The organism is Dehalogenimonas sp. 4OHTPN (assembly GCF_040448695.1).
Lineage (GTDB): Bacteria > Chloroflexota > Dehalococcoidia > Dehalococcoidales > Dehalococcoidaceae > Dehalogenimonas.
Map to the genome: position 1 here is coordinate 1178277 of NZ_CP159307.1, position 26412 is coordinate 1204688.

The window sequence follows — 26412 nt, forward strand, 5'->3', positions numbered from 1 at the left end:
ATATTTTCGGAGTCTTAAGGGTTGCCCCGGATAGAGAACCAAAGTGTTATGAGATTCCGGTACCAGCTTAAACAGAGTACGAACTCACAGGCGGTAAACACCAGTTCTCAAATACAATTCGAAGCCGAGGCCGCCTGATCTGCAATCCCAAATTAAGCCGCGCTGCTACGAAATTCCGTGCGCGAGTTTGGCAGCCTTTACCGTGTTGGCCATCAGCATAACGATAGTCATCGGGCCGACACCGCCCGGAACCGGGGTAATGGCACCTGCTACAGCCTTAACATTATCAAAATCGACATCGCCGCACAAGATACGCTTCCCTTCAGCTGTTTTGCCAATTTCGTTGGTGCCGACATCGATCACCACGGCACCCGGTTTAACCATATCGGCGGTAATGAAGCGAGGTTTGCCGATGGCGGCGATGAGGATGTCAGCCCGGCGGGTGTGGGCGGCTATATTGCGGGTGGCCGAGTGACAGATGGTCACAGTAGCATTAGCTCCTTGTGCCTTTTGCATCAGGATATTAGCCACAGGCTTGCCAACAATGTTTGAGCGGCCGACGATGACCACCTCGGAGCCGGATGTCTTGATACCGCTGCGTAACAGTAATTGCTGGATGCCAGCTGGAGTGCAGGACAGGAAGCCGGGCTGCCCGATAACCATGCGGCCGACGCTAATAGGATGAAAACCATCGACGTCCTTTTCCGGACTTATGCCAACCAGCACCTTGCTCTCATCAATATGTTTAGGTAGGGGCACCTGGACTAGAATACCGCTGATGCGGTGGTCTCGATTCAAAGTATCAACTAACGCCAGCAGTTCGGACTCCGAGGTCGACTCCGGCAACGGATGGTTTGATGAAAATATTCCGAGCGCCTGGCATGCCTTGACCTTCGAATTGACGTATGATTGAGACGCTGGGTCTTCGCCTACGATGATAGTAGCTAGTCCCGGTACAATTCCATATCGCTCCTTCAACCCGGCGACCTCTGTTTTCAGTTCTTCACGGATTTGACCGGCGATCTCTACGCCGCTGATAATCCTGGCCGTCATATCTCAACCTCGTTAAAACGAATCGAACCAATCTTGTCCATCAGAACGGAGACAGCCTCGACCGCAAGAGAATCCCCAGGCATTTCTAACAAGGATCGGCGGTGCCAATCGAACTCTATGACTAAGCGGTCCTCCGGAATGGTGGCGTCAATACCGATGCCAAGCCGGTCGAGTTCGGCTGCCACCAGCGGATCGACCTCGGCCGGACACTGGTTCAAAACCACCCATTTTCGCCTGACGTTAAGTTTGAGTTCGCCGACCAGACCGACGATAGTGCCGACGGTGCGAACCCCTTTAACCGAATGGTTGGACATGATAATTAAATCGTCAACACTCTCGGTCGTGCCACGGCTTAAGTGTTCCAGCCCTGCCTCATTGTCCATAACCAAGTGACGGTAATTAGGCAGCAGGCGGTCTATAAAGCTCTTCAGTACGTGATTGGGAAAGCAGTAACAGCCGGCGCCCTCGCCTCGACCCATTGTAACCAGATCGACATCGCGGCTCTCAACGATGGTTTCATTGAGTCTGATGTTTAGAGAAGCCTCTTTAGACAGCCCGGGTGGTATCAACAGCTTGTTCTCGTTGAAACCGGCAAGTACCTGGCCAACCGTTTTCCCGACGTCTAAACCGAGCCCCAATCCCAGGTTGGCTGCTGGGTCGGCATCTACCGCCAGCACTGGAGCACCTCCGTGCCGCAACAGGTGACGGATAATTAGGCAGGCAACCGAGGTTTTACCCGTGCCGCCCTTGCCCGCCATGGCAATCGAGACCGTCATCTAGTCACCTCACCCGCAGACGTTTCCACCCGCTGAGCCACGCTGGGGAAGAGCCGCATGTCGGTGTGGGGCAGGAACATCGAGGCGGTGTAGTTTTCCATGAAATCTGCATTCTCGGAAAGTTCGATGTTGGTCACCAGTCGAGCGACACGCTTGCCGGCCTCGATGAGTTCTGTCGAAAATGATGACAGCCTTGTGCCTAAAAGTGAGCCGTTACCGACGAAGATAAATTTGTCACGGTCAATATCCGGCATAAGGCCGACGGTTACCGCGTCTTCGACATTTAAGTGACTGCCGAAAGTACCGGCGACGATAACCTTATCCAACCTATCGAATGAAAGACCAACGCTCCTCAGGAGCGTCAGGTATCCGGCATACATTGCCGCTTTTGCCCGAATTAGATTGTCGATATCGATTTCGGTCAGGACAATATCCCGATTGATACCGGTTTCCTTAGCGGGCGTTAACAGGTACTCCAAGCCATCGCTACCGATACGGACCCTGTCGGATGAGCCTGTAGAGAATTTCCCTTTTTGGTTGATGATACCGTTTAAAAGCAATCCGGCGACGACACTGATGAGTCCGGCCCCGCAGATCCCGCGCGGTTTTTCGCCGCCGACTGTGGTAACCTCATGATGTCCGGTGGCAAGATCGAGCCGGTAACCCTCTATTGCGCCGCCTGTCGCCAGCATCCCGTGACGAATGCCGCCACCTTCGAAAGCCGGACCGGCGGAGCAGGCTGCGGACACCATCCATTCCTCATTGCCGACCACAGTCTCACCATTGGTACCGATGTCGATGTAAAGCACCGTTTCCGAGCGCTGAAAGATGCCGGTGCCGACGAGTCCCGAGACAATATCGCCCCCGACATAACTGGCAACCGAGGGGATGATGTTGATGGGAGTAGCCTTACTGACATCGAGACCGATATCTCCGGCGCGAAGTACGGGCAGCGCTGCCGCGGTGGGCACGTAGGGCGACAACCGGAGATGTGTCGGGTCGAGACCGAGCAAAAGTTGGACCATAGTGGTATTACCGGCGACCATGATATGGGCGATGTGTGACTGAGCGATACCGGCATGCCGGGACATATCACCGATGAGTTTGTTCAGAGTAGAAACCACGGCTTGCTGCAGGGTGTCCAGGCCGTCGGGTTTGCTGGCGTAAGCAATGCGGCTGACGACGTCGTCTCCGTAGGAGCGCTGGGCGTTGTATTCTACACCTTGGGCCAGCACTCTTCCTTCGGTCAGGTCAAGGAGTTCGCCGCGAACGCCGGTAGTGCCAATATCGAACGCCAGCCCGAACAGAGCGTTTCGGGTATCGCCCGGCATGACATCTGTCAGGCGCAGGCCGCCAGGTTCTTTTGAAAAGCTCAGAGTGATCTTCCATTCGCCATCTCGAAGCGATGACGCCAGTATCTTCAACAGACCGATATCCAGTTTGGGTTTTTCGATGCCGTGCTGTTCCAGGGCACGCTCTAGGCGGGTCAGGTCGCTGGAGTTGTCCTGAATGGTAGGCGGCGGCAACTCCAGGTATAGTTTAAATACCGGAGGGGCAAAGCGCCAGCCGGTAGCCGACATCATTTCTTCGCGGGTTACCAGCGAGCGCAGATGACCGACCGAGGCGGGAGCACGGGCTTCGAAAACGATTGAAACGACGAGGTCGCTCATTACCCGGCAGCGGCAAGCCAGACGGACGCCCCTGGCGATTTCTTCGTTGCATAGTTGGGCGGCAGGCGGAGTTTCGATCTCGCCTTGTTCAATCACCACCTTGCAGGTACCGCAGACGCCGTCTCCGCCGCAGGAGGCGGAGATGCCGACACCGGCGCGGCGGGCTACATCCAGCAGGTTATCGCCGTGGTCGGCAGCTACAGTAATGCCGTCCGGCTCGAACCTGACCTGATGCGTGTTTTCAGCGCTCATCATCAAACCAACTAAAACAATCCCTTGACCTTGCCGGTTTCGACATCCACATCGATACGGCGGAAGGCCGGATCGGAAGAGGTGCCGGGCATCAGCTTGATGTCTCCGGCCACGGGTACGATGAACCCGGCTCCGTTGTAAACCAGGATGTCGCGGATGGGCAGTATCCAGCCTGAAGGCCGCCCCTTGAGACCGGGGTCGTGGGACAGGCTGAGGTGAGTCTTGACCATGCAAGTGGCGAATCGCTGCATTGACGGGTCGGCCTCGATGACTTCAGCCCTGGCTTTGGCCTCGGGCGTATAGCTGACGCCATCGGCGCCGTACACTTCGTGAGCGATCTTTTCGATACGCGCTCTAACAGGCAGGGAGTCTTCGTAGAGCAATTTGAAATCGGAAAGCTCTTCACAGGCATCGATGACGGCGTCAGCTAGTTCCAGAGATCCTTCTCCACCTTTAAGCCAGTGCTGGGACACCGCCGCTCTAGCCCCCGCGGTCTCGGCAGCGCGCCGCACGATAGCGATTTCCTCAGGTGAGTCGGTATGGAAGTGGTTGACGCAGACCACCGGATTTATGCCGGATTTCTTGACGGTCTCAATGTGAGCCAATAAATTAACAATACCTTTTTCAACTAACGCCGGATTGGGCTCTGTATAAGCCGCATCCAGCGGTTTACCCGGGACTACCTTTGGACCGCCGCCGTGCATCTTGAGCGCCCGCACCGTTGCGACAATGACAGCGCAATTGGGTTTCAAGCCGCTCACCCGGCACTTGATGTTCCAGAATTTCTCGAAGCCTATATCGGCGCCAAAGCCGCTCTCGGTGACGTGGTAGTCCGAAAGCTTTAACGCTACCTGGTCGGCAACGATAGAGGACTGCCCAACGGCGATGTTAGCAAATGGCCCGGCATGGACCATTACCGGTTGACCCTCCATAGTCTGAAGCAGGTTCGGGTTACTTGCCCTTACCAGCCATGCGGTCATGGCACCATCAACTTCGAGGTCCCTGGTTGTTACCGGTTTCCCCTGGCGATCATATGCCACAACAATACGTCCGATGCGCTCTCGCAGGTCGCGTAGACTTGTAAACACGGCCAATATGGCCATAACTTCGGAAGATACCGAAATGGCGAAACCTGAGCGCATCATGAATCCGTCGGTCTTGCCGCCCAGACCGATGATGGTGTCCCGCAGAGATTGGGCACAGAAGTCTATCACCCAGCGCATCGTGACGTTGGTAGGATCAATATTCAACCGATGAAGTCCTCTTTTAGCAAGAAACTCATCGGTATTAATTGCTTCGTGCTGCAACCTAGCGGTGACGGCTACCATAGCCAGATTATGCGCATTGGTCACCGCATCAATGTCTCCAGTCAGTCCCAGAGAAAAGGGCGTCAGCGGGATGCACTGTGACAGGCCGCCACCGGCGGCTGAACCCTTGATGTTAAACGTAGGACCGCCTGAAGGCTGGCGGATAGCACCAGAGACTCGGCCTTTCCTCTTAGCTAAGCCCTGAACCAAGCCCATCGTCGTCGTGCTCTTACCTTCGCCAAGAGGCGTCGGCGTGATGGCGGTGACATCGATATATTTGCCGTTGGGCCTGTCTTTAAGCCGCTCCAGCACCGCTGCATAGTCCACCTTACCGAGATGATGGCCGTAGGGCAGAAGTTCCGCGTCCAAAATACCCCAGTCGGCGGCCAACCGGGATACCGATTTCATCGTTCTCTCGGCTTCCTCAGCGATCCGCCAGTCGGCAAGCTTGGTCGGGTCAAGCATAATTATCTCTTCCTGTCGCCTCGACTTCTAAGAATTGGAAATAAACCGCCAGCATGACCGGAAGGGTCGATATCGAAGGGCAATCAAGTATAATTTGGCCCTCCCGGTGAGTCAAGAAATAAGGGTATTATAACACACTAGTACTTATGTTCTGTCAATAGAGTGTTGTCGTTTTGCCTTGACATAATATATTATTTACCACCGAACAAAGCGACAATAATGGACATAATTCGGGGGTATTAGGACTTGACCCATAAAAAGACTTCTGCTATGCTTTGGCAGGTTTTTTGAGGCAGGGATGAACCGATGGCAAACCGGCCTGCAGTTCATCGGCATCGGCTGGTACATCAGCCTGACTATCCTGGGGGGAATCCTCCTGGGAAAGTGGCTTGACGCCAAGTTCGGGACCGAACCTCTGCTCCTGATCTTAGGTCTTTTTCTAGGCCTCTTCATAGCGTTTTACGGCGCCTACCGGATGATGCCGAGGCCGTCCGATAAGACCAAATAGAATAAGGAAAACCGATAGTGCTTGCAGCAGAGCCAAAAAAGAAGATAATCGGCTTATCCAAACCGGTCTTCATCGCTTTTATCCTCGTAGTGCTGGCGCTGTCTATCGTTAGCATGCTGGCCGGCGCAATCGGCCGGGCTATTATCGGCGACGTCGGACTGCCGGACTGGATCATCGTCGACCAACCGCACCCGGAACTACCTGCCGAAGCAATCGCTCATGTCGGCAACATCCCGATTACCAACACTATGCTCACCGCATGGATCAGCATCGCCGTGCTTGGCACCTTCTTCTTCCTGGCCACCCGTAAGATGAAGCTCATTCCAAACCGGCTGCAGGCGATGGCCGAGTCTATAATCAACTACCTCTATGGCTTCTGCACCGACATCGCCGGCGAAAAGCACGGCCGGAAATTCTTCCCGCTGATGGCCACCATCTTCCTGTTCGTCATCACCAACGCCTGGATGAACCTCATTCCGGGCTACGGCTCAATCCTCATCGACTCCGAACACGGGATGGTCCACCTGCTCCGCGGCGCCAACACTGACATCAACTTCCCGCTGGTGCTGGCGGTGGTTTCCTTCGTCATGGTGGAGTACTGGGGCCTCAAGGCTCTGGGAGTTTTCCACTACCTGGGCAAGTTCTTCAACTTCAAGAAATTCTTTCGCGGCTGGAAAGAACTGTTCACTGGCAAGCCCAAGGCCGGCATCACCGATATCTTCATGGGGGCCATCGACATCTTTATAGGTCTCATCGAGCTGATGTCCGAGTTCATCCGCCTGCTCTCCTTTACCTTCCGTCTTTTCGGCAACATGACCGGCGGCGAAATCCTGCTCATCTCCATGCTCTTCCTGGCGCCGTTCATCGTGGCCATCCCGTTCTACATCCTGGAAATCTTCGTCGGCTACATCCAGGCGCTCATCTTCGCCGGCCTGACCCTGGTCTTCGCCTTTATGGCGGTGACGCCGCATGCGGCCGAGGATGAATCTCACGCCTCGACCACTCACCCCGAGGCGCTGGTCGAAGGCGCCCATCATTAACTACGTTCAAGCGTACAAACGATAAACGGAAACTCAAGAAAGGGGAATATCAATGGAACCTGAGGCGGTAAAACTCCTGGCAGCTGGTCTGGCAATGGGTCTGGGCGCTATCGGCCCCGGCATCGGCCTGGGCATCCTGGGCATGGGCGCGGTCAACGCGGTCAGCCGCAATCCCGAGGCTAAGGGCACCATCTTCACCAACTTCCTGTTCGCTTTGGCCCTGACCGAAGCCGTGGCCATCTATGCCCTGGTCGTGGCTATCATCCTGATCTTCGTCGCCTAGCGCTACCAAGGAGGATTGGACCCATGGGAGAACTAGGCATTAATCTGCCTTCTTTTATTGCGCAGCTGGTGAACTTCGGCATCCTGTTCCTGCTGCTTTCGGTGCTGGCCTACAAGCCCATCCTAAAAATGATGGATGAGCGCAGCCGCCGCATCAAGGAGAGCCTGGAGCAGGCCGAAGTCATGAAGGCGCAGGCGGAGAAGGCCCAAGAAGAATTCAAACGGCAGATCGCCGAGGCCTCCAAGCAGGGGCAACTGGTCATCGAGCGCGCCGCCAAGACCGGCGACGAGATCCGCGAGAAGGCCAAGGTGGAAGCCCAGGCTGAAGCCGAGGCGCTGCTGCAGCGGGCCAAGGCCGACATCCGGCGCGAGCGCGACGAGGTCATCGACGAACTGCGCAAGGAGTTTGCCGACCTGACCATCCTGGCGGCGGGCAAGGTTATCGGCAAGTCGCTGGATAAGACGGCTCACCGTGAAATGATCAACCAGGTGCTGGAAGAAAGCGCCGGGCTGAGAAAGAACTAGGGGAACGAGTTGGCAAAGAGCGCCTACGCCCTGGCCCTGCGGTACGGCCAGGCGGTCTTTGAGATAGCCGCGGAGCACCAGAACTTCAACACCTGGCGCGACAACCTGGAAACGCTGGTGCGCATGGTGCAGGACAAGGATGTATTGTCTTTCCTCGAAAACCCGAGGATATCCATTGCCAAGAAGCGCCAGGTGCTGGAACCCAAGCTTAAGGGCGTCAACCCGATGGCGGTCAACCTGCTCTACCTGCTGGCCGAACGCAGCGGCCTGGGCATGATGCCGTACATCTACGCCGACTACAACCGCCGGCTGGACGACCTGCGGGGCGTGGCCCACGCTACAGTGACGGCGGCGGTGCCGCTGTCCGACGCCGAGACAGCCGAGATCCGCGAGAAGCTGGGCAAGATGTTCGGCAAGCACATCGAAATAACCGCCAGGCTCGACCAGTCGCTTTTAGGCGGCGTCGTCGCCCGGGTGGGCGACAAGGTCATCGACGGCAGCGTATCGCGCCGCCTGCAGAACCTCAAACGAGAAATTAACCAGGCCAGGTTGTAACACCGCGGCCGGGCTCCCGGAAGGAGACATAAGTCATGGCTCAACAAGGACTGGACATCGTCGCAGTCATTAAAGAACAGATCGAGAGCTTCGGCGCCGAGGTGGCGGTCACCGATGTCGGCACCGTCATCGAGGTCGGCGACGGCATCGCCCGCATCCACGGCCTGGCTACCGCCGAGTACAACGAACTGCTGGAGTTCCCCAACGGCGTCATGGGCATCGCTATGAACCTGGAAGAGGACTCCGTAGCCGCCATCCTGCTCGGCGAAGATACCCTGATCAAAGAGGGCGACGAAGTCCGGCGCACCAACCGCATCATCGAGGTGCCGGTAGGGCCGGAGATGATCGGCCGCGTGGTCAACCCGCTGGGCCAACCAGTCGACGGCAAGGGCCCGATCAAGACGACGGCCAAGCGCGCCGTGGAGCGCGTGGCGCCCAACGTAGTCACCCGCAAAGGCGTCGACACCCCGGTGCAGACCGGCATCAAGGCCATCGACTCCATGATCCCGGTCGGCCGCGGCCAGCGCGAACTCATCATCGGCGACCGCTCAACCGGCAAGACCGCCGTGGCCCTGGACACCATTATCAACCAGAAGGGCGGCGACCTTATCTGCATCTACGTGGCTATCGGTCAGAAAACCTCCAAGATCGCCCAGATCGTGGGCACACTGGAAAAGTACGGCGCCATGGCCCATACCATCGTGGTGGCGGCTTCGGCCTCCGACCCGGCTGCCTTCCAGTACCTGGCGCCGTTCTCCGGCTGCGCCATGGGCGAGGAGTTCATGGACAACGGCAAAGAGGCCCTCATCGTCTACGACGACCTGACCAAGCACGCCTGGGCTTACCGCCAGCTTTCGCTGCTGCTGCGCCGCCCGCCGGGCCGCGAGGCTTATCCCGGCGACGTATTTTACCTGCACTCCCGGCTGCTGGAGCGCGCCGCCAAGCTCAATAAAGAAAACGGCGGCGGCTCGCTGACGGCGCTGCCGATCATCGAGACCCAGGCGCAGGACGTTTCGGCCTACATCCCAACCAACGTCATTTCCATCACCGACGGCCAGATCTACCTGGAGCCCGACCTGTTCAACGCCGGCATCCGGCCGGCCCTGAACGTGGGTATCTCCGTTTCACGCGTAGGCTCGGCGGCCCAGACCAAGGCCATGAAGAAGGTAGCCGGCCGCCTCAAGCTGGAAATGTCCCAGTACCAGGCTCTCGCCGCCTTCGCCCAGTTCGGCACGTCGGAACTGGACAAGGCCACCCGCGCCCAGATCGACCGCGGCCAGCGCATCACCGAGGTGCTGAAGCAGCTTCAGTACCGACCGGTGGCGGTTGAGAACCAGGTCATCATCTTCTACGCCCTATTGAACGGCTTCCTGGACGACGTCCCGGTGGCGGCCTGCGCCAAGTTCGAGACCGATCTCTACCAGTTCCTGGCGGCCAATTACCCGAACATCGGCAAGACTATCGCCGAGACCAAGAATTTCACCCCGGAGACGGAGACGGCCTTGAAGGCCGCCCTGGTGGAGTTCAAAAAGAGTTTTGTGGCTTAGGAAGGATCCGACGATAAATGGCTAATTTAAGAGCCATCCGGCTGCGCATCCGCGGTGTTAAAAACATCGCCAAGATCACGCGCGCCATGGAAATGATCGCCGCTTCCAAGATGCGCAAGGCGCAGGACCGCGGCCTAGCCGGCCGGCCTTATTCCGAGAAGATCACCGCGGTTATCGCTGCGCTGTCGGCTCTTACTGCCGGCAAGGGCGGGGACCCGCTGCTGGAGCGGCGGCCGGTGAAGAACATTGCCCTGCTGCAGATCACACCGGACCGCGGCCTGTCCGGCGGCCTGGTGGGCAACATCAACCGCGCCGCCCTCGGCTTTGCCGTAGAGCACAAGGACACGCCCATCGAGATGGTTGTCGTCGGTAAAAAGGGCCTGGACGCCATGCGGCGGACGCAGCGGAATATCGTCGCCGAGTTCACCGGCCTGGGCGACAAGCCCGGCCTGTACGACACGCTGCCGATCTCCCGCATCATCATGGACGATTTCAAGTCCGGCGCCGTCGACGAGGTCTACGTGGCCTATACCCAGTTTGTCTCCACCATGGTGCAGAAGCCGGTCATCATCAAGCTGCTGCCGGTGGAGCCGGCCGAGATACCCCCGACGCAGAACGTCGAATACATCTTCGAACCGGACGCCGCCGCGGTGCTGGGCTCGCTGCTGCCGCGCTATGTCGAGATGAAGATCTACCATTTGATACTGGAATCCATCGCCTCTGAACAGTCGGCGCGCATGGTGGCCATGAGGAGCGCCACCCAGAACGCCAACGAACTTATCGGCGAACTGACACTGGAATACAACAAGGCCCGGCAGGAGTCCATCACCGCCGAACTCCTCGATATCGTCGGCGGCGTGGCGGCGCTGGCTTAAGTAACTGGAGGATTTGATGTCCAAAGGCAAAGTAGTACAGGTTATCGGCTCGGTGGTCGACATCGAGTTTCCCTCGGGGGAACTGCCGGCGCTGTTCAACGCCCTGGAAATCGACAACAAGGGCGAGCGCATCGTCCTGGAGGTCCAGGCGCACGTCGGCAACAACTGGGTGCGGTGCCTTTCCTTCATGCCCACTGACGGCCTGGCCCGCGGCGCCGAGGTTTCCGATACCGGCGCGCCGGTGTCCGTACCTGTTGGCCAGGGCGCCCTGGGCCGCATCTTCAACGTACTGGGCGAACCCCTCGACAACGAGGGCGAGGTTAAAGCTGCGGAGCGCTGGCCGATCCACCGGAACGCCCCGCCCTTCGACGAGCAGGAGACCACGGCCCAGATGCTGGAGACCGGCATCAAGGTCATCGACTTGATCACCCCGTTTGCCCGCGGCGGTAAGATCGGCGCCTACGGCGGCGCCGGCGTTGGCAAGACGGTTATCATCCAGGAACTCATCCGCAACATCGCCTCGGAGCATGGCGGCTTTTCAGTTTTCGCCGGCGTCGGCGAGCGCTCCCGCGAAGGCAACGACCTGTGGCATGAAATGAAGGACTCCGGCGTTATCGCCAAGACGGCCCTGGTTTTCGGCCAGATGAATGAGCTGCCAGCCGTTCGCCTCAGGATCGCCCTGACCGGCCTGACCATGGCCGAGTACTTCCGCGACATGGAGCACCGCGACGTGCTCCTTTTCATCGACAACATCTACCGCTACACCCTGGCCGGCGTGGAAGTTTCCGCCCTGCTGGGCCGCATGCCCTCGGCGGTGGGTTACCAGCCGACGCTGGCCACCGAGATGGGCGCCCTCCAGGAGCGCATCACCACCACCAAGAACGGCTCCATCACCTCCTTCCAGGCCATCTACGTGCCGGCCGACGACTACACCGACCCCGGCGTGGTGGCCACCTTCGGCCACCTGGACGCCGTCATCGCCCTGGAGCGCTCACTGGCGGCCCAGGCGCTGTTCCCGGCCGTCGATCCGCTGGCCTCAAACTCCCGCATCCTGGACCCCATCGTCGTCGGCGACGAGCACTATAGGGTCGCCCGCGAGGTGCAGCGGGTGCTGCAACGCTACAAGGACCTGCAGGACGTCATCGCCATTCTGGGCATGGAAGAGCTCTCCGAGGAAGATAAGGCCACAGTTGCCCGAGCCCGTAAAATCCAGCGTTTCTTGACCCAACCGTTCTTCGTTTCCGAGATCTTCACTGGCAGGCCAGGCAAATACGTGCCGCTGTCCGAGACCATCCGCGGCTTTAAAGAAATCCTGGAAGGCAAACATGATGCTTTGCCGGAACAAGCCTTTTATATGGTAGGCAGCATCGACGAGGCGGTCGAAGCTGCTGCTAAAATGGCGGCATAGCGCCATTATTGAGCGTGCGATAGAATAGATAGCATCGGAGTCGATCTTGACAACGATAAGACTTGAAGTAGTCACCCCTGAGCGCAGCGTTTTTTCCGACGATGTCGATATTGTAGTCGCGCCGGGGATCGAGGGTGAGCTTGGCATACTGCCGCACCATACGCCGTTGATGACAGCTTTAAAAACCGGCGAACTCCGGGCGCGCAAAGGCAGCGAGGAATTCCTGCTGTGCGTAGCAGGAGGTTTCATGGAGGTCAGACCTGACCGAGTCATCGTTCTGGCCGATACTTGCGAGCGTGCCGAGGAGATCGATCTGGCGCGGGCGGAAGAAGCACGGCGTAAAGCCGAACAACGTATGGCTGAAAAATATCAACCTGGCTTCGACGCCGCTGAGAGCGAAGCGGCGCTCCACCGGGCTATGGCGCGTTTGGCCATCGCCGAGAAGTCGAAACGACGCAAGGGTTCGCTTCGACCGCCGCCAGCTAACTAAATTCTTAGTTCGAGTAGAGTATACGACAGGCTCCGGAATTCGGAGCCTGTTCTGATTTTGAGGTTTTTTCTTACGGCGAATCGTTGATTGGGGGGTATCTGCGGCGGGTTATTAATTCACTCAATATATGCTGGTGAGGTAGAAAGTGCCATAACTGCTATTACGGTCTCGGACAAGTCTCGGCTGGCGGTAAGCCTGTTCGCTTTTTTCCTGGGGGTATTCGGAGCGCACCGCTGGTATCTGGGCAAAGCGGGTACGGCTTTACTGATGCTATTGACATTGGGAGGTCTCGGAATAATCTGGGCGCTGGTCGATTTTATCATGGCGGTATCAGGCCAGATGAAAGACAAAAAAGGACGGTTGATAACCAAATGGTAGCGAACCCGGGTTGAGATTAATGGGTTCATTCCTCTTAATTCCCTTTTCACGTTTGAGAAGTCTCATGACTAACAGTTTGCCGGATATTGCGGAAAAGCAAAGGGGTGAGTAAGAACACACCCCTTTTGAAACGTTTTTCGATAAATAGAGCCGGGGGAATGTTAGAGGATCTCCAGGCGGGCTTTGGTGCCGGCTTTGGCTGCTTTCACCCGTATGAGGGTACGCATGGCCTGAGCGATGCGACCTTGCTTGCCGATGATGCGGCCTTTATCAACATCATCCACCTGCAGGGTTAGCTTGAGACCTTCCTCTTCCTGTTCCTCGGTGACCACCACCGCTTCCGGTTTGTCCGCCAAGGATTTGGCGATGTACTCCACTAGCTCTTTCATGGTGGGCTCCTTGTCTGGGTTAGAGTCTATAGAACCCCGGCTTTTCTGAGCAGTCGGTTGACGGTGTCAGTGGGCTGGGCGCCTTTACTGATCCAGTTCCTGGCTTTCTCAACTTCGATTTTGACAGTTTCGGGTTCGGTCATTGGATCGTAGAGGCCTATAATCTCAAGAAACGCGCCGCCACGGGAATTTCGGGAATCGGCGACGACCATCCGGTAGCTCGGTTTTTTCGGGGCACCCATTCTGCACAGTTTAATTTTCAGCATGCTGATTCTGGAATACTCGCTTCTCTTTTTGGGCTATTATCCAATATGCGGTTAGCAGTGTCAAATACAAAAAGACTATATCGAAAGTACAATTCATAAACTACACATTTGTTCCTTATTCTGTTTCGACCCAAAGGATAGACGCAGAAGTTAAAGATGTATCGTTCTTCGAATGACTCATAAAGGAATTTAAAGTGAGAATCGGCTGTTTTTTAACAAGTTCAGCGGTTTGGCAAGGTAGTGCACGACAGGTATAATTACATAAAGTGAACATTAATAAGCTGCATCGCTTCAACCTAACACCGGCCAACTCTATTAAACTTCAGGCTGAGTTAGCGCCGGCGATCAAAACAGCCGATCAACCGGAAGGCCGTATTTCGCTTATCGCCGGGGTTGACGTTTCCATCGGCAGACAGGGGAGTACCGGGAGGGCCGCAGTCGCAGTCATTAGCTACCCCACGCTCGAAATCATCGCGGAATCCGTACATGAAGGTCCGGCGGCCATGCCTTATATTCCGGGACTGCTTTCGTTCCGTGAACTACCATTGATTTTGCCTGCCCTGGAGAAACTCGATCTCGAACCCGACCTGTTTATCGTCGACGGTCACGGCATAGCTCACCCACGGCGGTTGGGAATCGCCGCCCATCTTGGCTTATTTATCGACAAGCCCACCATCGGCTGCGCCAAGTCAAGGTTGTACGGCAAACACGATGAGGTCGGCTGGAGTCGGGGCAGCAGCGCCGAATTGTACGACGGCAACGAGATTATCGGTCGCGTCATCCGTACTCGTGAGGGCAGCAAGCCATTGTATATTTCGGCAGGGCACCGCATCAGCCTTGAATCCGCGGCGGCATGGGTGCTTAAATTAACCAGCCGTTTCCGGCTGCCGGAACCGTTGCGATGCGCGCACCTGTCCGCCGGCCGCGACGCTAACCTTACAGTGTAACCGAACGTTATATATTGGAGATACGATGGTAGAAATAACTGACTTATTCCACGAGTTGTCCCAACGGATTTCTCATGACATGGTGCGTCTTTGACATCTCGGCTAAAGAAACAGAGATAGTGGAGTTAGAGAAACTGACCGGCCAGGCTGAGTTCTGGCAGGATTCACCGAAAGCTCAGGGGATTATGCGGCGCCTGACCGAACTAAAAAAAGCGGTCGAGCAGTGGCGAGGTCTGGAACGGCGGTTGGCTGACCTCACCGAACTTGAATCGCTGGCTGAGGAAGACCCGGCATTGTCCTGCGAAGTTGCGGAGGAAATGGATGCTCTGGCTGGCGAGCTGGACAAACTGGAGTTTGAACTAGCCTACGGTGGAGAGTATGACGAGCGCAATGCCATTTTGTCCATCCACGCTGGGGCCGGTGGAGTGGAAAGCCAAGACTGGGCTGAGATGCTGCTCAGCATGTACCTGCGCTGGGCTGAAAGACGTGATTACGTTACTGAGGTGTTGGAGACATCGGCTGGTGATGAAGCCGGTATAAAAAGCGTCACAGTCATCTTCCGGGGCCGCTTCGCCTATGGCAATCTCAAGAGCGAGCATGGCGTCCATAGACTGATTCGGTTGTCGCCTTTCGATTCCGATCATGCCCGGCATACCTCATTTGCCTTGGTTGAGGTCATGCCCGAAGCTGAAACTGACGCTGATATTGAAATCGACCCGGAGGACATCAAACTGGAAGCATACCGTTCCAGTGGCGCCGGCGGACAGAACGTGCAGAAAGTATCTTCGGCGGTGCGTCTAACCCATATTCCAACCGGGACGGTGGTGACTGCCCAGACAGAACGTTCACAGCACCAAAACCGGGAGATAGCCATGGGGTTGCTTAAAGCGCGGCTGCTTAAGCTTAAGATCGCCGAGCAGGAAGCCGAGAGGGCCAGGCTCAAGGGCGAGCGTATCTCAGCAGAGTGGGGCAGTCAGATAAGGAGCTACGTGCTGCACCCGTATAAAATGGTCAAGGATCACCGCACCGGTTACGAGACCGGCAATACCGCAGCGGTGTTGGAAGAAGGTGACATCGACGGTTTTATCGACGCTTACTTGAAAGAGATGCTCAACGATGGTTAAACGATCCTGGTCGGCGTTGCTAGTCTCAGTACTGTTATGGATATGGCTGTGTCAACCTGTGTGCATCGAGGCCGATTCCATTCAGGTCACCAAATCAGCAAGCTTCGGCCAGTTTCCTACGAACATCAGTTTTAATCTTTCTGCGTCAAGCGATCATGAGATTACAGGCGCTCGGCTGCATTATCGAGTTCACCGCCAGAGCTATGCTATTGTAGTGAGCGAGGCTTTAGTACGCTTCACTCCAGGTAAAAATGTTGACATCGGATACACCATAGATCTCCGACGAGCTGGCGGTTTACCGCCTGGCACCCTTATAGATTACTGGTGGACGATCACCGATGCAAACGGATCTGTCACGCAAAGCCAAGTAACAACTATAAGTTTCGATGATAATCGTTACTCATGGAAAGCCATATCTCAGGGTCTGGTCACCCTGAATTGGTATTCAGGTCCGGATTCATTCGCGAAAACGCTGATGGATACCGCACAGGAAGCCCTCATCAAGCTCCACCAAGATACGGGCGCTGCTTTGGTACGGCCAGTGTCGATCTATATCTATGAAAACGCCCAGGCCTTACAAGGTTCAATGGTGTTCCCACAGGAATGGACGGGCGGCGTAGCTTTTACTGATTTTAATACGATTTGTATCGGGATTGAAACGGCAAATGTTTCGTGGGGGAAACGGGCTATCGTCCACGAACTAGCGCACCTGGTGACCAGCCAAATGACCGATAATCCTTACGGAGGAATACCAACCTGGTTGAACGAAGGGCTGTCGATGTATGCCGAAGGGCCAATGGATGCGGTTTACGTTGCCTTTATGAATGCCGCATTGGATCAACAAAACCTGTTTTCCGTTGCCTCGTTAGCGAGTCCGTTTTCAGCTTTCGCCAATCTCTCTTATTTGTCGTATGCCCAGAGCTATCACATAGTCAAATACCTTATCGACCAATACGGTCAGGACAAAATGCTTCAATTGCTTAACACTTTCGCCTCCGGCGCGACGACAGATGAAGCACTTCTAGCAGTCTACGGATTTGACACCGAAGGCCTGAATACGAACTGGCAAACCTTCATTGTAAACTCAGTTCCGGAGAGGGTAGACTCAGGTATAATTTGGACACCATGGCTGGTGATTCTCATGGTTGTTGTCGCCAGTGCCACATCGATCATTGGAGTTTGGTTGTTCTATCCCGCATCCTCTACCGACAGGAAAAAATAATGACTGGTTTTCGAATCGGGACTTCTTCTTTAATTCTTTTAGCCGCGTTTAGCCTGCTGATTACCTCTTCGTGCACACCTGGGGCAACGGTTCCTTCTTCCACGAGTTCAGGCGGGCGTCTGACACTAACTACCGCCGAACCGTTTACCCTTGACCCTGCACTGGCTGGCGACGCGGGAGCCCTAACTTTTGTCACCCAAATCTTCAGCGGTCTGGTTAAAATTACCGACACCGGTGTGATGCCAGACATCGCTGAAAGCTGGACTATCAGCCCTGACGGCACAGTGTACACTTTTAAGCTTCGAAAAGATGTCAAGTTTCACGATGGTCGCTCAGCCACTTCGGCTGATATAAAATATTCGTTTGAAAGGGCTCTCGCTCCTTCCACAGGCTCCACTACCGCTAGAACATACCTCGGCGATATCGTGGGGGCAGCCCAAATGTTGTCAGGCGCCTCTGGGAGTCTGGAAGGTCTGAAAATTATCGATGATTACACGCTGTCAATTGGGATAGACAAACCAAGGTCATATTTCTTGGCAAAATTGACCTATGCCACAGCTTACCTCGTCGACCGAAACAGCGTCGGGGAGGCTCAGTGGTGGCGCAACCCTATAGGTACCGGCCCGTTTAAATTAGCGGAATGGAGTTCCAATTCATTCATCCGCTTAGACCGTAACTCGGACTATTATGGCGGCGCACCGAAACTTGAGAGTGTCGTTTTCCGTTTTCTTGCCGGCCGCCCGATGGACCTTTACGAGACTGGGCAGGTAGATGTCGCCGTCGTCGATCGAGCGTATATCGACCGAGTTCTCGACGTAAATGGACCTTTTGCCGGTGAAGCGCAGGTTGTCTCCGAACTCAGTTTTTATTTTTTAGGTTTTAACTGCAGCTCTCCCCCGTTTGATGACCCGCTCATCAGGCAGGCGTTTTGCTTGGCGCTAGACCGCGAGACAATCGTCAGGCTTGTATTCAACGATATTCCACAGGCAGCCCAAGGCGTGGTCCCGCCGGGGATACCAGGATACAATCCTACCCTGAGTGGACTGGGATTCGACCTGCGACTTGCAAAGGCTCTTATATCGCAATCTAGTTATGGTAGGGTCGAAAATATGCCTCAGATTGTTCTAACAACTCTGGGATATGGAGGAACGATCACACCAGAGCTTGAAGCGATAATCTACCAGTGGAAAACGAACTTGGGAATTGACGTCAAGATTCGGCAGTTGGAACCTGAAAGGTTCCTGTACAACTTAAAGCAGGAGAAGGATCAAATCTACTACCAGGGTTGGATTGCAGACTATCCTCATCAACAGAATTTTCTGGAGGTACTCTTTCAGACCGGAGCAGATAACAATTGGGGAGAGTTCTCAAACGAAGAGGTTGACAGTCTTCTTAATCAAGCTGCGGGTTTATCCGATACAGCCTTGAGTCAAGTATTATACCGTCAAGCTGAAGACCTGATCGTGCATGACGCGGCTGTGTGGCCGATCTTATTCGGCCGAAACTATGTTTTAATAAAGCCTTATGTTATAGGGTACGAGCTAAATCCGTTGGGCGTACCGATCCTCCAGAATGTCAGTGTTGAAAGATCGGACACCGCGTCGCCGACGAGTCTGAGTGTTCATTGAAAAACCTTTGTTTAGAGAATTTCGACCGTTCTCGCCTCTAGACCTTTCTAGCAACCCGGTGCAAACGAGAAAAATGATGGCGGAGGGTGTGGGATTCGAACCCACGGCTCTCTTGCGAGAGCAACGGTTTTCAAGACCGTCACCATAGGCCGCTCGGACAACCCTCCCTGAAAACGGGTAGCATTTTAGCATGAATACAGGGAAAACGCATGAAGGTCTGGGAAGGTTACAAACCCGTCTAGTTTTAGAATTATGAGTCGAATCTGCTCAGGGACAGAATATATGCTGTCTCATGTCGGTAATGCCGCCGATAGCTTCAATGATAATGTCACTGGTCTTTTCAAAATCGGCCAAAGGCTGTACAGAAAATTTACTCAGGTGGATCAACGGAAAGCCAAGCATTATACTCGTTAGTTCTTCATGAGAGGTGGCATCGATGATGAATATACCTCCGCCATCTGGGAAACTATAGGCCCCGTAAAGCCTTTTCTCGTCACGAAGGCGCTGAACCCACTCTTTGCTCGATTCAAGATAGTTTAATTGTGACCGATGCTCCGCGGCGGCCAGAGTTTGATGACCGGATACCAAAAACTTCATAACCGCCTCCGATTCGGGTATTCTCAACAAATGGATTGTCTGTTTGAATTGTAGATTGAGGCTAGTGCCATGTCAAGAAAGTGTGAACGGTAAGATATCGTTGCGTCCTTACGACGGTGGGGCTATAATGGCCGGAATTGCCTTCAAACACACTGTGATAATAACGGATCGATTTCAGAGGTAAAGCAAATGGTAAACGATAAGCAAAGCGAAACACTTGACATAATGCGTCACTCCGCGGCCCATGTCCTAGCTCATGCAGTAAGGCAACTATTCCCGGGAGCCAGGTTGGGGATAGGACCAGCAATTGAAAATGGTTTTTATTATGATTTTGAGCTTTCTCGAGCGCTGTCTCAGGATGACCTCCCTCTGATAGAAGCAAAAATGAATGAAATCGTCAAACAAAACATTCCCTTCATCCGGGAAGCAGTAGGGCGAAGGGAGGCCGAAAGAACCTTTGCCGATCAGCCGTATAAATTGGAATTGTTGTCGGAATTACCTGCCGATGAAGATGCGATACTTTACCGAAACGGTGACTTTGTTGATCTATGTAAAGGTCCGCACGTCTCCCATACCGCCAGGGTGAAAGCTTTCAAGTTATTGTCCATTGCCGGCGCCTACTGGAGAGGAAATGAAAAACGACCGATGCTACAGCGCATCTACGGCGCGGCTTTCCTAACTAAGTCCGAACTGGATGAATATTTAAGGCGGCTAGCTGAACTCGAAGCACGTGATCACCGTAGGATTAATAAACAATTGAACCTTTTCGCGACGCCGGATGAAATCGGAGGCGGTCTTGTCATTTATGGGCCAAAAGCAGGCCGTATCAGAACCACAATCGAAGAATTCTGGCGCCGCGAACATTACGACAACGGCTATGAAATCCTTTATAGCCCGCATGTCGGGCGGAGCACGCTTTGGGAGATCTCAGGTCACCTAGCCAATTATAAAGACATTATGTACTCCCCAATGGATATCGATGGGCAGGATTATTATGTGAAACCGATGAATTGCCCATTCCACATCCTGTACTATAAATCTCAGGCTCGCTCTTACCGCGATCTTCCGCTACGCTGGGCTGAACTAGGGACAGTCTACCGGTACGAGCGCAGCGGTGTCTTGACCGGTCTGCTACGGGTTCGTGGCTTCACTCAAGATGACGCTCATATTATATGTACGCCGGAACAGATTGAAAGCGAAATATCCGAAGTTGTAAATTTCTCTTTCAAAATGTGGAGCACTTTTGGATTCAAAGAACATCAGCTTTACCTGGCAACCCGGCCGGAAAAAGCCATCGGCACAGAAGAGCAGTGGCAAAAAGCGTCGGATGCGCTGAAACGGGTGTTGGACGCTCAGGGATTAGACTACAAAATTGATGAGGGCGGCGGCGCGTTTTATGGTCCTAAAATCGATCTCAAGGTAAAAGATGCTTTAGGGCGCGAATGGCAGATGACTACCATACAGTTTGACTTTAATCTGCCGGAGCGTTTTGAGATGGTTTATACAGGCGCGGATGGGCAGGAGCATCGACCATATATGGTTCATCGGGCGTTATTAGGTTCATGGGAACGATTCTTCGGGCTACTCATAGAACACTACGCCGGAGCTTTCCCTGTCTGGCTGCACCCGGTGCAGGCTGCGGTGCTGCCGATCGCCGACAGACACATTGAATATGCGCGTAATTTAACGGAAAACCTTAAATTACAGGGCATCCGTGTGTATCTCGATCAAAGGTCAGAGACCATTAACCAAAAAATAAGGCAGGCTCAACTTGAGAAAATCCCCTGTATGCTTATCATCGGCGATAAGGAGATTGACAACTGTACCGTCGCCGTTCGTCTGCGTACAGGGGAGCAAAAATTCGGGGTCAGCATCGAAGAGTTTAAGAAATCAATCAACTCAGCCATTCGTGACCGACTGCCAAATGTCGTCGTCTAACTTGCTCGGGAGCTTTGGTAAGTGATACAATTTAACGTAAAATAAACGTCTCGGGGGTTTGGTTAATGCCGATTTATGAATACATCTGTCCGCAGTGCCGGAAGACCTTTGAACTGCGACGTCCGTTCAGCGAATGTGACGCGATAACCCCATGTCCAACCTGTAATGTTGAATGTGATCGGATTCTGTCATCAAATTTCTCTCAGGTGATGGCTACTCCGGCGGACAGTTATCTGCTGACCCAGGATAAAGCCAAGGAAAAGATGTGGTTATCACAGAGGCGGGCTGAAGATGACAAAATTAAGGATCCGGATCCTCTAGCCCGCTGGCGAAAAGAGCGCGAGCAGGCTTGCGGCAAGGGCCCTGAAGCTTGGGTGGAATGGGCCAAAGAAGAGCTGGTTAAACAGGAAAAAGAAAAAGACGAGAAGCGGATGAAGGAAACCGCCGAGAAAGATTATGCCGCCTGGGCGCTCAAATCTTCCAAAGTGGATCCGCTGGAAAAGACGCGGTATGAAGCTTTGAAAGAACTTCAAAACATTGATGCTGCCGAACAAGCATACAAGGAAAAAATGAAGTGGAATCCTGCCACTGAAACCTGGGAAGAGGATAAGCCTGCTTTTGATTACCCGCCGGTCATCAAACCAACCGGACAGAAAAAAGAAAGTAAATTTGACCGGAAAAAGACCATTACAGAGGAAGAATCGGAAAACGAGATACCTGAAGACGAGCAATATCTCTAAAGCTGCCGGGCTCGTAGCTCAGTGGTTAGAGCGGGCGGCTCATAACCGCTTGGTCGCAGGTTCGAAACCTGCCGAGCCCACCAAATCAAACCATTCACAGAAAGGGGAAGAGGATTTTCTTCCCCTTTTTTATTTTGTGGAGGAGGCTCATCGTTAAAACACTGTTTGAGACGGTTGAAAAACCCGAAAAAGCGATACTTGTAGCCATAGATTCACGGTCACAAGCGATCCATTCAGGATGGACGGTCCAGGACTCACTCAACGAACTTGAGCAGTTATTAACGACAGCTGGTGGAGTATCAGTTGGCCGCCTCATTCAAAAACTGACTCAGCCGAATAAATCGACTTATTTGGGTAAAGGAAAGTTAGAAGAGCTTTTAGCGTTGCAAAGTACATTGAAATATTCAGTTGCTATTTTCGATGACGAACTTACACCGGTTCAACAGAGAACTCTCGAGGATTTCCTTGAGGTGAAAGTGATAGATCGTGTTGCTTTGATATTGGATATATTTGCCAGGCACGCCAAAACAATGGAAGGCAAACTTCAGGTGGAATTAGCACAACACCAATATCTGCTGCCGCGCCTGGCAGGACAATGGAGTCACCTCGAAAGGCTTGGTGGCGGCATAGGTACCAGGGGACCCGGCGAGTCACAACTCGAAACTGACAAACAACTTCTGCAACAAAGGATAAATAGGCTGAAACAAAATATCGATCGGGTGAGCCGACAGCGTAATCTTTATCGAGATAAAAGGCGCACCCGAGGGATTCCTGTTATTGCCATGGTAGGATATACCAATAGCGGGAAAAGTAGTCTTATGAACGCACTGACCAAGTCTAAAGTCCTGGCCGAGAATAAACTTTTCGCAACTCTAGATCCCACCACCAGGCGGATAGTTTTACCTGGCAATCGTCAATTTCTATTAACCGATACTGTCGGATTCATTAAGAAATTGCCACCGACAATCGTAAAGGCATTCCGGGCAACACTTGAGGAAATCACTGATTCAGCTCTTCTAATACATGTTATAGATATCAATTCACGCAACGCCTTTGAACAGTGTAAAACGGTAGAACAAATTATTGGTGATTTGGGATTAGGGGAGAAACCCCGGATCACTGTATTTAACAAGATAGATCTTCTGCCTGAGTTGAGGGAAAAGAAGAATGAACCTGAAATTCTTACCATGTTTGACGATTTGCTGCAATTTCAGCCTTCAAATACTGTGCTAACCTCGGCAACTTGCAGATGGGGTCTAAATAATCTGCTAGAAACAATAGGCAGATACCTGCCAGAACCTTATCTATCAGAAGAACGAAGTGAATCTTAGTCGAGAAGGCTTGGGATCTAATAAGGTTCGCACTATATATGTTATGTAGTGTGTTGTGAGCCTCTACCGCGGTAATTTGACATAATAGTTCTTGATTCGTCAAGCATTCTACCTGTTTTTTAAACGTCCAAGTGTTCCTTTCCACGCTGATAGACGTGATAAACCCTTCACAAGGGAGGCATCAGGGATAGTCAGAGACAATCTAACATAGCCTTCGCCGGCTTTACCGTAGCCGGTGCCCGGAGTCACCACAACGCCAACCTGCTCCAAGAGTTCTGCTGCGAACCCTGCAGAATTGTAGCCCTCGGGCACCTTAGCCCACACATAAAGGCTTGCTTTCGGCAGCAAGACTTCCAGTCCCATATCGCGTAGCGTTTCAACCACTAGATCGCGGCGTCTTTGATAAATATTATTATGTCGTGTTAATTCATCCTGGGGACCAGTCAATGCCTCGACTGCGGCAATTTGTATTGCCTGTGGGATGCCTGAATCCAAGTTTGATTTGAACCGTTTGAGCGCGTCGATAACCTGAGAATTACCAACAACCATGCCAACGCGCCATCCGGTCATATTGTAACTTTTAGATAATGAATGGAACTCAACGCCGACTTCTTTCGCGCCAACCGCCTGCAAGAAACTCGGTGGGCGGTAACCATCAAAGGCAACTTCAGTATAAGGTCCGTCATGGCACACGATTATGTCATGTTGTTTGGCGAAAGCGACAACGCGGTCAAAAAAGGCCGTATCTGCCACTGCTCCGGTTGGATTGTTAGGATAACAGATCCATAACATCTTAGCTCTATCCAAAATAGTTTGAGGGACAGCACCCAAGTCAGGCAGATATCCATTCTCCGGACGAAGAGGCAAATAGTACGGTTCTGCATCAGCAAGTGTTGTGCTGATACTATAAACAGGGTAAGCCGGATCAGGTACCAAAACAACATCTCCGGGATTCAACAAACACCAGGCAAGGTGCCCTATGCCTTCCTTTGAGCCGATTAAAGGCAGCACCTCCGAGTTAGGGTCTAGACTAACATCAAATCTCTGCTGATACCATTGAGCTATAGCCTGTCGTAATTCCGGCAACCCTTCGGATTCAGGATAACGATGATTGGCCGGATCTTTGGCCGCCTGGCATAGGCGCTCGATAATATGCGATGGTGTTGCTAGGTCAGGATCACCTATCCCAAAACTGATTACTTCTTCGCCACGGGCACGCTTTTCGGCGATTTTCTTACTGATGGTGACAAATAAATATGGCGGAAGGTTTTCGATCCGTTTAGCGATTTGCATCCTCAAGCCTTTCAATCCCTTTTGTATTTTAACCAGCTGCCGGTGAATACAGTTTCGGCCTGACCCGATAAGTAAACCTCCCCTTGCCCGCTCCAGTTCGCAGTTAACTGACCACCTGGAAGTGTTATGTCTAGTCTATTTCCGGTACGCCCTAAAATCCAACCGGCTACGGCGACGGCACAGGCTCCGGTACCGCATGCGAGAGTCTCCCCTACTCCCCGCTCCCACACTCTCATCTCGACGTTTCCGTTATCAACAACTCTGACGACTTCAAGATTTGTTCTTTTAGGAAACATTAAGTTGCGCTCAATCATCGGGCCGATGACATCTAAAGGAAAATCGGCGACTGCGTCGTCAATGAAACAAACGGCATGCGGATTTCCCATGGATACAAAATTGAGTTTTACTTGTTTCCCGTTTGCCTCAACGGGATAATTGGCTATCATGCCGCAAATGTGGTCTCCAAGATCGGAATCGATTTCTACGGGAATTTCATCCGGTTCGAGAATGGGTATGCCCATACCAATTTTGATATTAGGAGAGCTGTTTATCAGTGCCACCTGTGCTATCCGAATACCCCCAAAAGTCTCGATGGAGAGCATTTCACTAGACGCCATTCCGGTGGTGATTAGATGATGCACCAGGCAGCGAAGGCCGTTGCCACATGCTTCGGCTTCGGATCCATCTGCATTGAAGATTCTCATACGGAAATCAGCTTTAAAAGATGGCAACAGTACCAGTAAGCCATCTGAACCCACGCCATAATGACGGTCACACATCGCCAGGGCAAGACTTTTCCAATCGAAAGTGTCCTCTCGTGACTCAACGAGGACGAAGTCATTGCCTACGCTCTGTACTTTAGTAAAATCCATTTCCGATACCTTCTTCCTTAATGAAAGCCAGAACCAGGTTATTAACATGGGGCTTGTATTCGTTGGCTGCAATATCAAACCAATGGATTCGATTGTCACTCAGCCGAAACCAATTGTATTGTTGTCGTACCAATCTGTGGGTTTCTGCTTTAATACGCTCACTTAAACCGTTATAATCCAACTCACCCCGAAGGTATTCAATAGCTTCCTTATAACCAACGCTTTTGAATCCAGGTGTTTCTGAAGAAAATCCCCGGGTCAGGAGACTTTCAACCTCTTCGACAAAGCCATTACACAGCATTTTATCAACTCGCTGGTCAATCCGTCGATAAAGTTCAGCCCTATTGCATGTAAGCCCGATAACTAGAATTCTGTATGGCGGAGGTATTTTCTTTGCCGTGTTGGAATCCTGCTGGTTCGTACGCAATTGTATCTCGAGAGCCCGGATAACTCTGCGGATGTTACGCGGGTCTATTGATAAAGCCCTTGTCTCATCAAGTTGCCGATAAAGGGCTTCGGGACCTTCCTCTCTGGCGCGGTTCTCAAGAGCTCGCCGTAAGGTCTGATCCGGCGGCACTTTGGATATCTGCCAGCCCTCGAGCATAGACCATACGTATAGACCGCTACCGCCCACCAAAATGGGTATACATTTTCGAGATTGGACCTCTCCAATGATCTCGTTCGCCGACTTTTGAAATTCCGCGATGTTATAGTCTTCACTCGGCTCGATGATATCTATCAGATAATGCGGGACGTTGTCTCTTTCCTCAATCGGCAATTTTGCTGTGCCAATATCCAGGTGCCGTGAAAACTGACGGCTATCGGCATTAATAATCGCTCCGTCAAATTTTCTTGCTAGTTCAACAGCCAGAGCGCTTTTACCGGTACCTGTCGGGCCCACAACAGCTATCAATCGGTTCACGATGTAGCTTTC

General features: G+C 53.2%; 27 protein-coding genes and 2 tRNA genes. 18 read left to right on the forward strand and 11 right to left on the reverse strand.

Going from position 1 to position 26412, the window contains the following annotated elements; all coding sequences use genetic code 11:
• Positions 1 to 165 precede the first annotated feature (165 nt).
• From folD to ABV300_RS06080, 4 genes are read right to left on the reverse strand one after another with little or no spacing between them, the layout of a single operon-like run.
• Complete coding sequence (gene folD, locus ABV300_RS06065) at positions 166 to 1053, reverse strand: bifunctional methylenetetrahydrofolate dehydrogenase/methenyltetrahydrofolate cyclohydrolase FolD (RefSeq protein WP_353714002.1); 888 nt, start codon at positions 1051 to 1053, stop codon at positions 166 to 168.
• On the reverse strand, positions 1050 to 1829 hold the full coding sequence (locus ABV300_RS06070) for an AAA family ATPase (protein WP_353714003.1): 780 nt from the start codon (positions 1827 to 1829) through the stop codon (positions 1050 to 1052). Before ABV300_RS06070 ends, folD begins: the two co-directional genes overlap by 4 nt.
• Positions 1826 to 3754, reverse strand: coding sequence for an ASKHA domain-containing protein (locus tag ABV300_RS06075; RefSeq protein WP_353714004.1), 1929 nt, complete (start codon positions 3752 to 3754; stop codon positions 1826 to 1828). Before ABV300_RS06075 ends, ABV300_RS06070 begins: the two co-directional genes overlap by 4 nt.
• A gap of 8 nt (positions 3755 to 3762) precedes the next feature.
• Positions 3763 to 5523 carry a formate--tetrahydrofolate ligase gene (locus ABV300_RS06080; protein WP_353714005.1) on the reverse strand — a complete coding sequence of 587 codons (1761 nt, stop codon included), beginning with the start codon at positions 5521 to 5523 and terminating at the stop codon, positions 3763 to 3765.
• A gap of 298 nt (positions 5524 to 5821) precedes the next feature.
• On the opposite strand from ABV300_RS06080, the gene ABV300_RS06085 reads away from it, so the two are divergent.
• The 10 genes from ABV300_RS06085 to ABV300_RS06130 all read left to right on the forward strand — a co-directional run bounded on the left by ABV300_RS06085 (position 5822) and on the right by ABV300_RS06130 (position 13131).
• Entirely contained in the window at positions 5822 to 6031 is a 210-nt protein-coding gene (locus ABV300_RS06085) for an AtpZ/AtpI family protein (RefSeq protein ID WP_353714006.1), read from the forward strand.
• A gap of 17 nt (positions 6032 to 6048) precedes the next feature.
• Entirely contained in the window at positions 6049 to 7071 is a 1023-nt protein-coding gene (locus ABV300_RS06090; RefSeq protein WP_353714007.1) for a F0F1 ATP synthase subunit A, read from the forward strand.
• Positions 7072 to 7123: 52 nt separating this feature from the next.
• Entirely contained in the window at positions 7124 to 7354 is a 231-nt protein-coding gene (atpE, locus tag ABV300_RS06095; protein WP_353714008.1) for an ATP synthase F0 subunit C, read from the forward strand.
• Positions 7355 to 7368: 14 nt separating this feature from the next.
• Positions 7369 to 7878 (forward strand): F0F1 ATP synthase subunit B, encoded by a 510-nt coding sequence (gene atpF, locus ABV300_RS06100; protein WP_116632690.1) that lies wholly within the window; start codon positions 7369 to 7371, stop codon positions 7876 to 7878.
• Positions 7879 to 7887: 9 nt separating this feature from the next.
• Positions 7888 to 8433, forward strand: a complete 546-nt coding sequence (locus tag ABV300_RS06105; protein WP_353714009.1) for a F0F1 ATP synthase subunit delta — start codon at positions 7888 to 7890, stop codon at positions 8431 to 8433.
• 35 nt (positions 8434 to 8468) lie between these two features.
• A complete protein-coding gene (gene atpA / locus ABV300_RS06110) occupies positions 8469 to 9980 on the forward strand; it encodes a F0F1 ATP synthase subunit alpha (RefSeq protein WP_353714010.1) in 1512 nt (503 codons plus the stop codon).
• Between the two features lie 17 nt (positions 9981 to 9997).
• Entirely contained in the window at positions 9998 to 10855 is an 858-nt protein-coding gene (atpG, locus tag ABV300_RS06115) for an ATP synthase F1 subunit gamma (protein ID WP_353714011.1), read from the forward strand.
• Between the two features lie 16 nt (positions 10856 to 10871).
• Positions 10872 to 12263, forward strand: coding sequence for a F0F1 ATP synthase subunit beta (gene atpD / locus ABV300_RS06120; protein ID WP_353714012.1), 1392 nt, complete (start codon positions 10872 to 10874; stop codon positions 12261 to 12263).
• Between the two features lie 46 nt (positions 12264 to 12309).
• Positions 12310 to 12753 carry a F0F1 ATP synthase subunit epsilon gene (locus tag ABV300_RS06125; RefSeq protein WP_353714013.1) on the forward strand — a complete coding sequence of 148 codons (444 nt, stop codon included), beginning with the start codon at positions 12310 to 12312 and terminating at the stop codon, positions 12751 to 12753.
• An 87-nt stretch (positions 12754 to 12840) separates the two neighbouring features.
• Positions 12841 to 13131 (forward strand): NINE protein, encoded by a 291-nt coding sequence (locus ABV300_RS06130; RefSeq protein ID WP_353714014.1) that lies wholly within the window; start codon positions 12841 to 12843, stop codon positions 13129 to 13131.
• 161 nt (positions 13132 to 13292) lie between these two features.
• Here ABV300_RS06130 and ABV300_RS06135 read toward each other — a convergent pair whose 3' ends face one another.
• Both ABV300_RS06135 and rpsP read right to left on the reverse strand, forming a co-directional pair.
• Complete coding sequence (locus ABV300_RS06135; RefSeq protein ID WP_353714015.1) at positions 13293 to 13520, reverse strand: KH domain-containing protein; 228 nt, start codon at positions 13518 to 13520, stop codon at positions 13293 to 13295.
• A gap of 26 nt (positions 13521 to 13546) precedes the next feature.
• Complete coding sequence (gene rpsP / locus ABV300_RS06140) at positions 13547 to 13786, reverse strand: 30S ribosomal protein S16 (protein WP_353714016.1); 240 nt, start codon at positions 13784 to 13786, stop codon at positions 13547 to 13549.
• Between the two features lie 266 nt (positions 13787 to 14052).
• On the opposite strand from rpsP, the gene nfi reads away from it, so the two are divergent.
• From nfi to ABV300_RS06160, 4 genes are all read left to right on the forward strand, one after another.
• Positions 14053 to 14733 carry a deoxyribonuclease V gene (gene nfi, locus ABV300_RS06145; protein ID WP_353714017.1) on the forward strand — a complete coding sequence of 227 codons (681 nt, stop codon included), beginning with the start codon at positions 14053 to 14055 and terminating at the stop codon, positions 14731 to 14733.
• Between the two features lie 25 nt (positions 14734 to 14758).
• Positions 14759 to 15857 (forward strand): peptide chain release factor 2 gene (gene prfB / locus ABV300_RS06150; protein ID WP_353714018.1). Its coding sequence is split into 2 segments (ribosomal slippage): positions 14759 to 14824 and positions 14826 to 15857, totalling 1098 coding nucleotides; the frame shifts between segments, so codons are not numbered across the junction.
• Between the two features lie 58 nt (positions 15858 to 15915).
• The gene (locus tag ABV300_RS06155) at positions 15916 to 17079 is read left to right on the forward strand and encodes a peptidase MA family metallohydrolase (protein ID WP_353714019.1); all 1164 of its coding nucleotides are present in this window, start codon (positions 15916 to 15918) and stop codon (positions 17077 to 17079) included.
• Positions 17079 to 18707 (forward strand): peptide ABC transporter substrate-binding protein, encoded by a 1629-nt coding sequence (locus ABV300_RS06160; protein WP_353714020.1) that lies wholly within the window; start codon positions 17079 to 17081, stop codon positions 18705 to 18707. Before ABV300_RS06155 ends, ABV300_RS06160 begins: the two co-directional genes overlap by 1 nt.
• A 77-nt stretch (positions 18708 to 18784) precedes the next feature.
• Here ABV300_RS06160 and ABV300_RS06165 read toward each other — a convergent pair.
• Positions 18785 to 18874: transfer RNA gene (locus ABV300_RS06165), tRNA-Ser, on the reverse strand.
• 100 nt (positions 18875 to 18974) lie between these two features.
• Positions 18975 to 19304, reverse strand: coding sequence for a hypothetical protein (locus tag ABV300_RS06170; protein WP_353714021.1), 330 nt, complete (start codon positions 19302 to 19304; stop codon positions 18975 to 18977).
• Between the two features lie 189 nt (positions 19305 to 19493).
• On the opposite strand from ABV300_RS06170, the gene thrS reads away from it, so the two are divergent.
• The 4 genes from thrS (at position 19494) to hflX (ending at position 23313) form a co-directional block, all read left to right on the forward strand.
• Positions 19494 to 21242: a threonine--tRNA ligase gene (gene thrS, locus ABV300_RS06175; RefSeq protein ID WP_353714022.1), complete on the forward strand. Its 1749-nt coding sequence runs from the start codon at positions 19494 to 19496 to the stop codon at positions 21240 to 21242.
• A gap of 65 nt (positions 21243 to 21307) precedes the next feature.
• Entirely contained in the window at positions 21308 to 21982 is a 675-nt protein-coding gene (locus ABV300_RS06180) for a zinc ribbon domain-containing protein (RefSeq protein WP_353714023.1), read from the forward strand.
• A 7-nt stretch (positions 21983 to 21989) separates the two neighbouring features.
• Positions 21990 to 22065: transfer RNA gene (locus ABV300_RS06185), tRNA-Ile, on the forward strand.
• 51 nt (positions 22066 to 22116) lie between these two features.
• A complete protein-coding gene (gene hflX, locus ABV300_RS06190) occupies positions 22117 to 23313 on the forward strand; it encodes a GTPase HflX (protein ID WP_353714024.1) in 1197 nt (398 codons plus the stop codon).
• Between the two features lie 108 nt (positions 23314 to 23421).
• Here hflX and ABV300_RS06195 read toward each other — a convergent pair whose 3' ends face one another.
• Genes ABV300_RS06195 through miaA form a run of 3 tightly spaced genes read right to left on the reverse strand, consistent with a single transcriptional unit; the run spans position 23422 to position 26400 of the window.
• A complete protein-coding gene (locus tag ABV300_RS06195) occupies positions 23422 to 24606 on the reverse strand; it encodes an LL-diaminopimelate aminotransferase (protein WP_353714025.1) in 1185 nt (394 codons plus the stop codon).
• Between the two features lie 11 nt (positions 24607 to 24617).
• Complete coding sequence (dapF, locus tag ABV300_RS06200; protein WP_353714026.1) at positions 24618 to 25478, reverse strand: diaminopimelate epimerase; 861 nt, start codon at positions 25476 to 25478, stop codon at positions 24618 to 24620.
• Positions 25465 to 26400, reverse strand: coding sequence for a tRNA (adenosine(37)-N6)-dimethylallyltransferase MiaA (miaA, locus tag ABV300_RS06205; protein ID WP_353714027.1), 936 nt, complete (start codon positions 26398 to 26400; stop codon positions 25465 to 25467). The genes dapF and miaA overlap by 14 nt, the downstream gene beginning before the upstream one ends.
• Positions 26401 to 26412 lie beyond the last annotated feature (12 nt).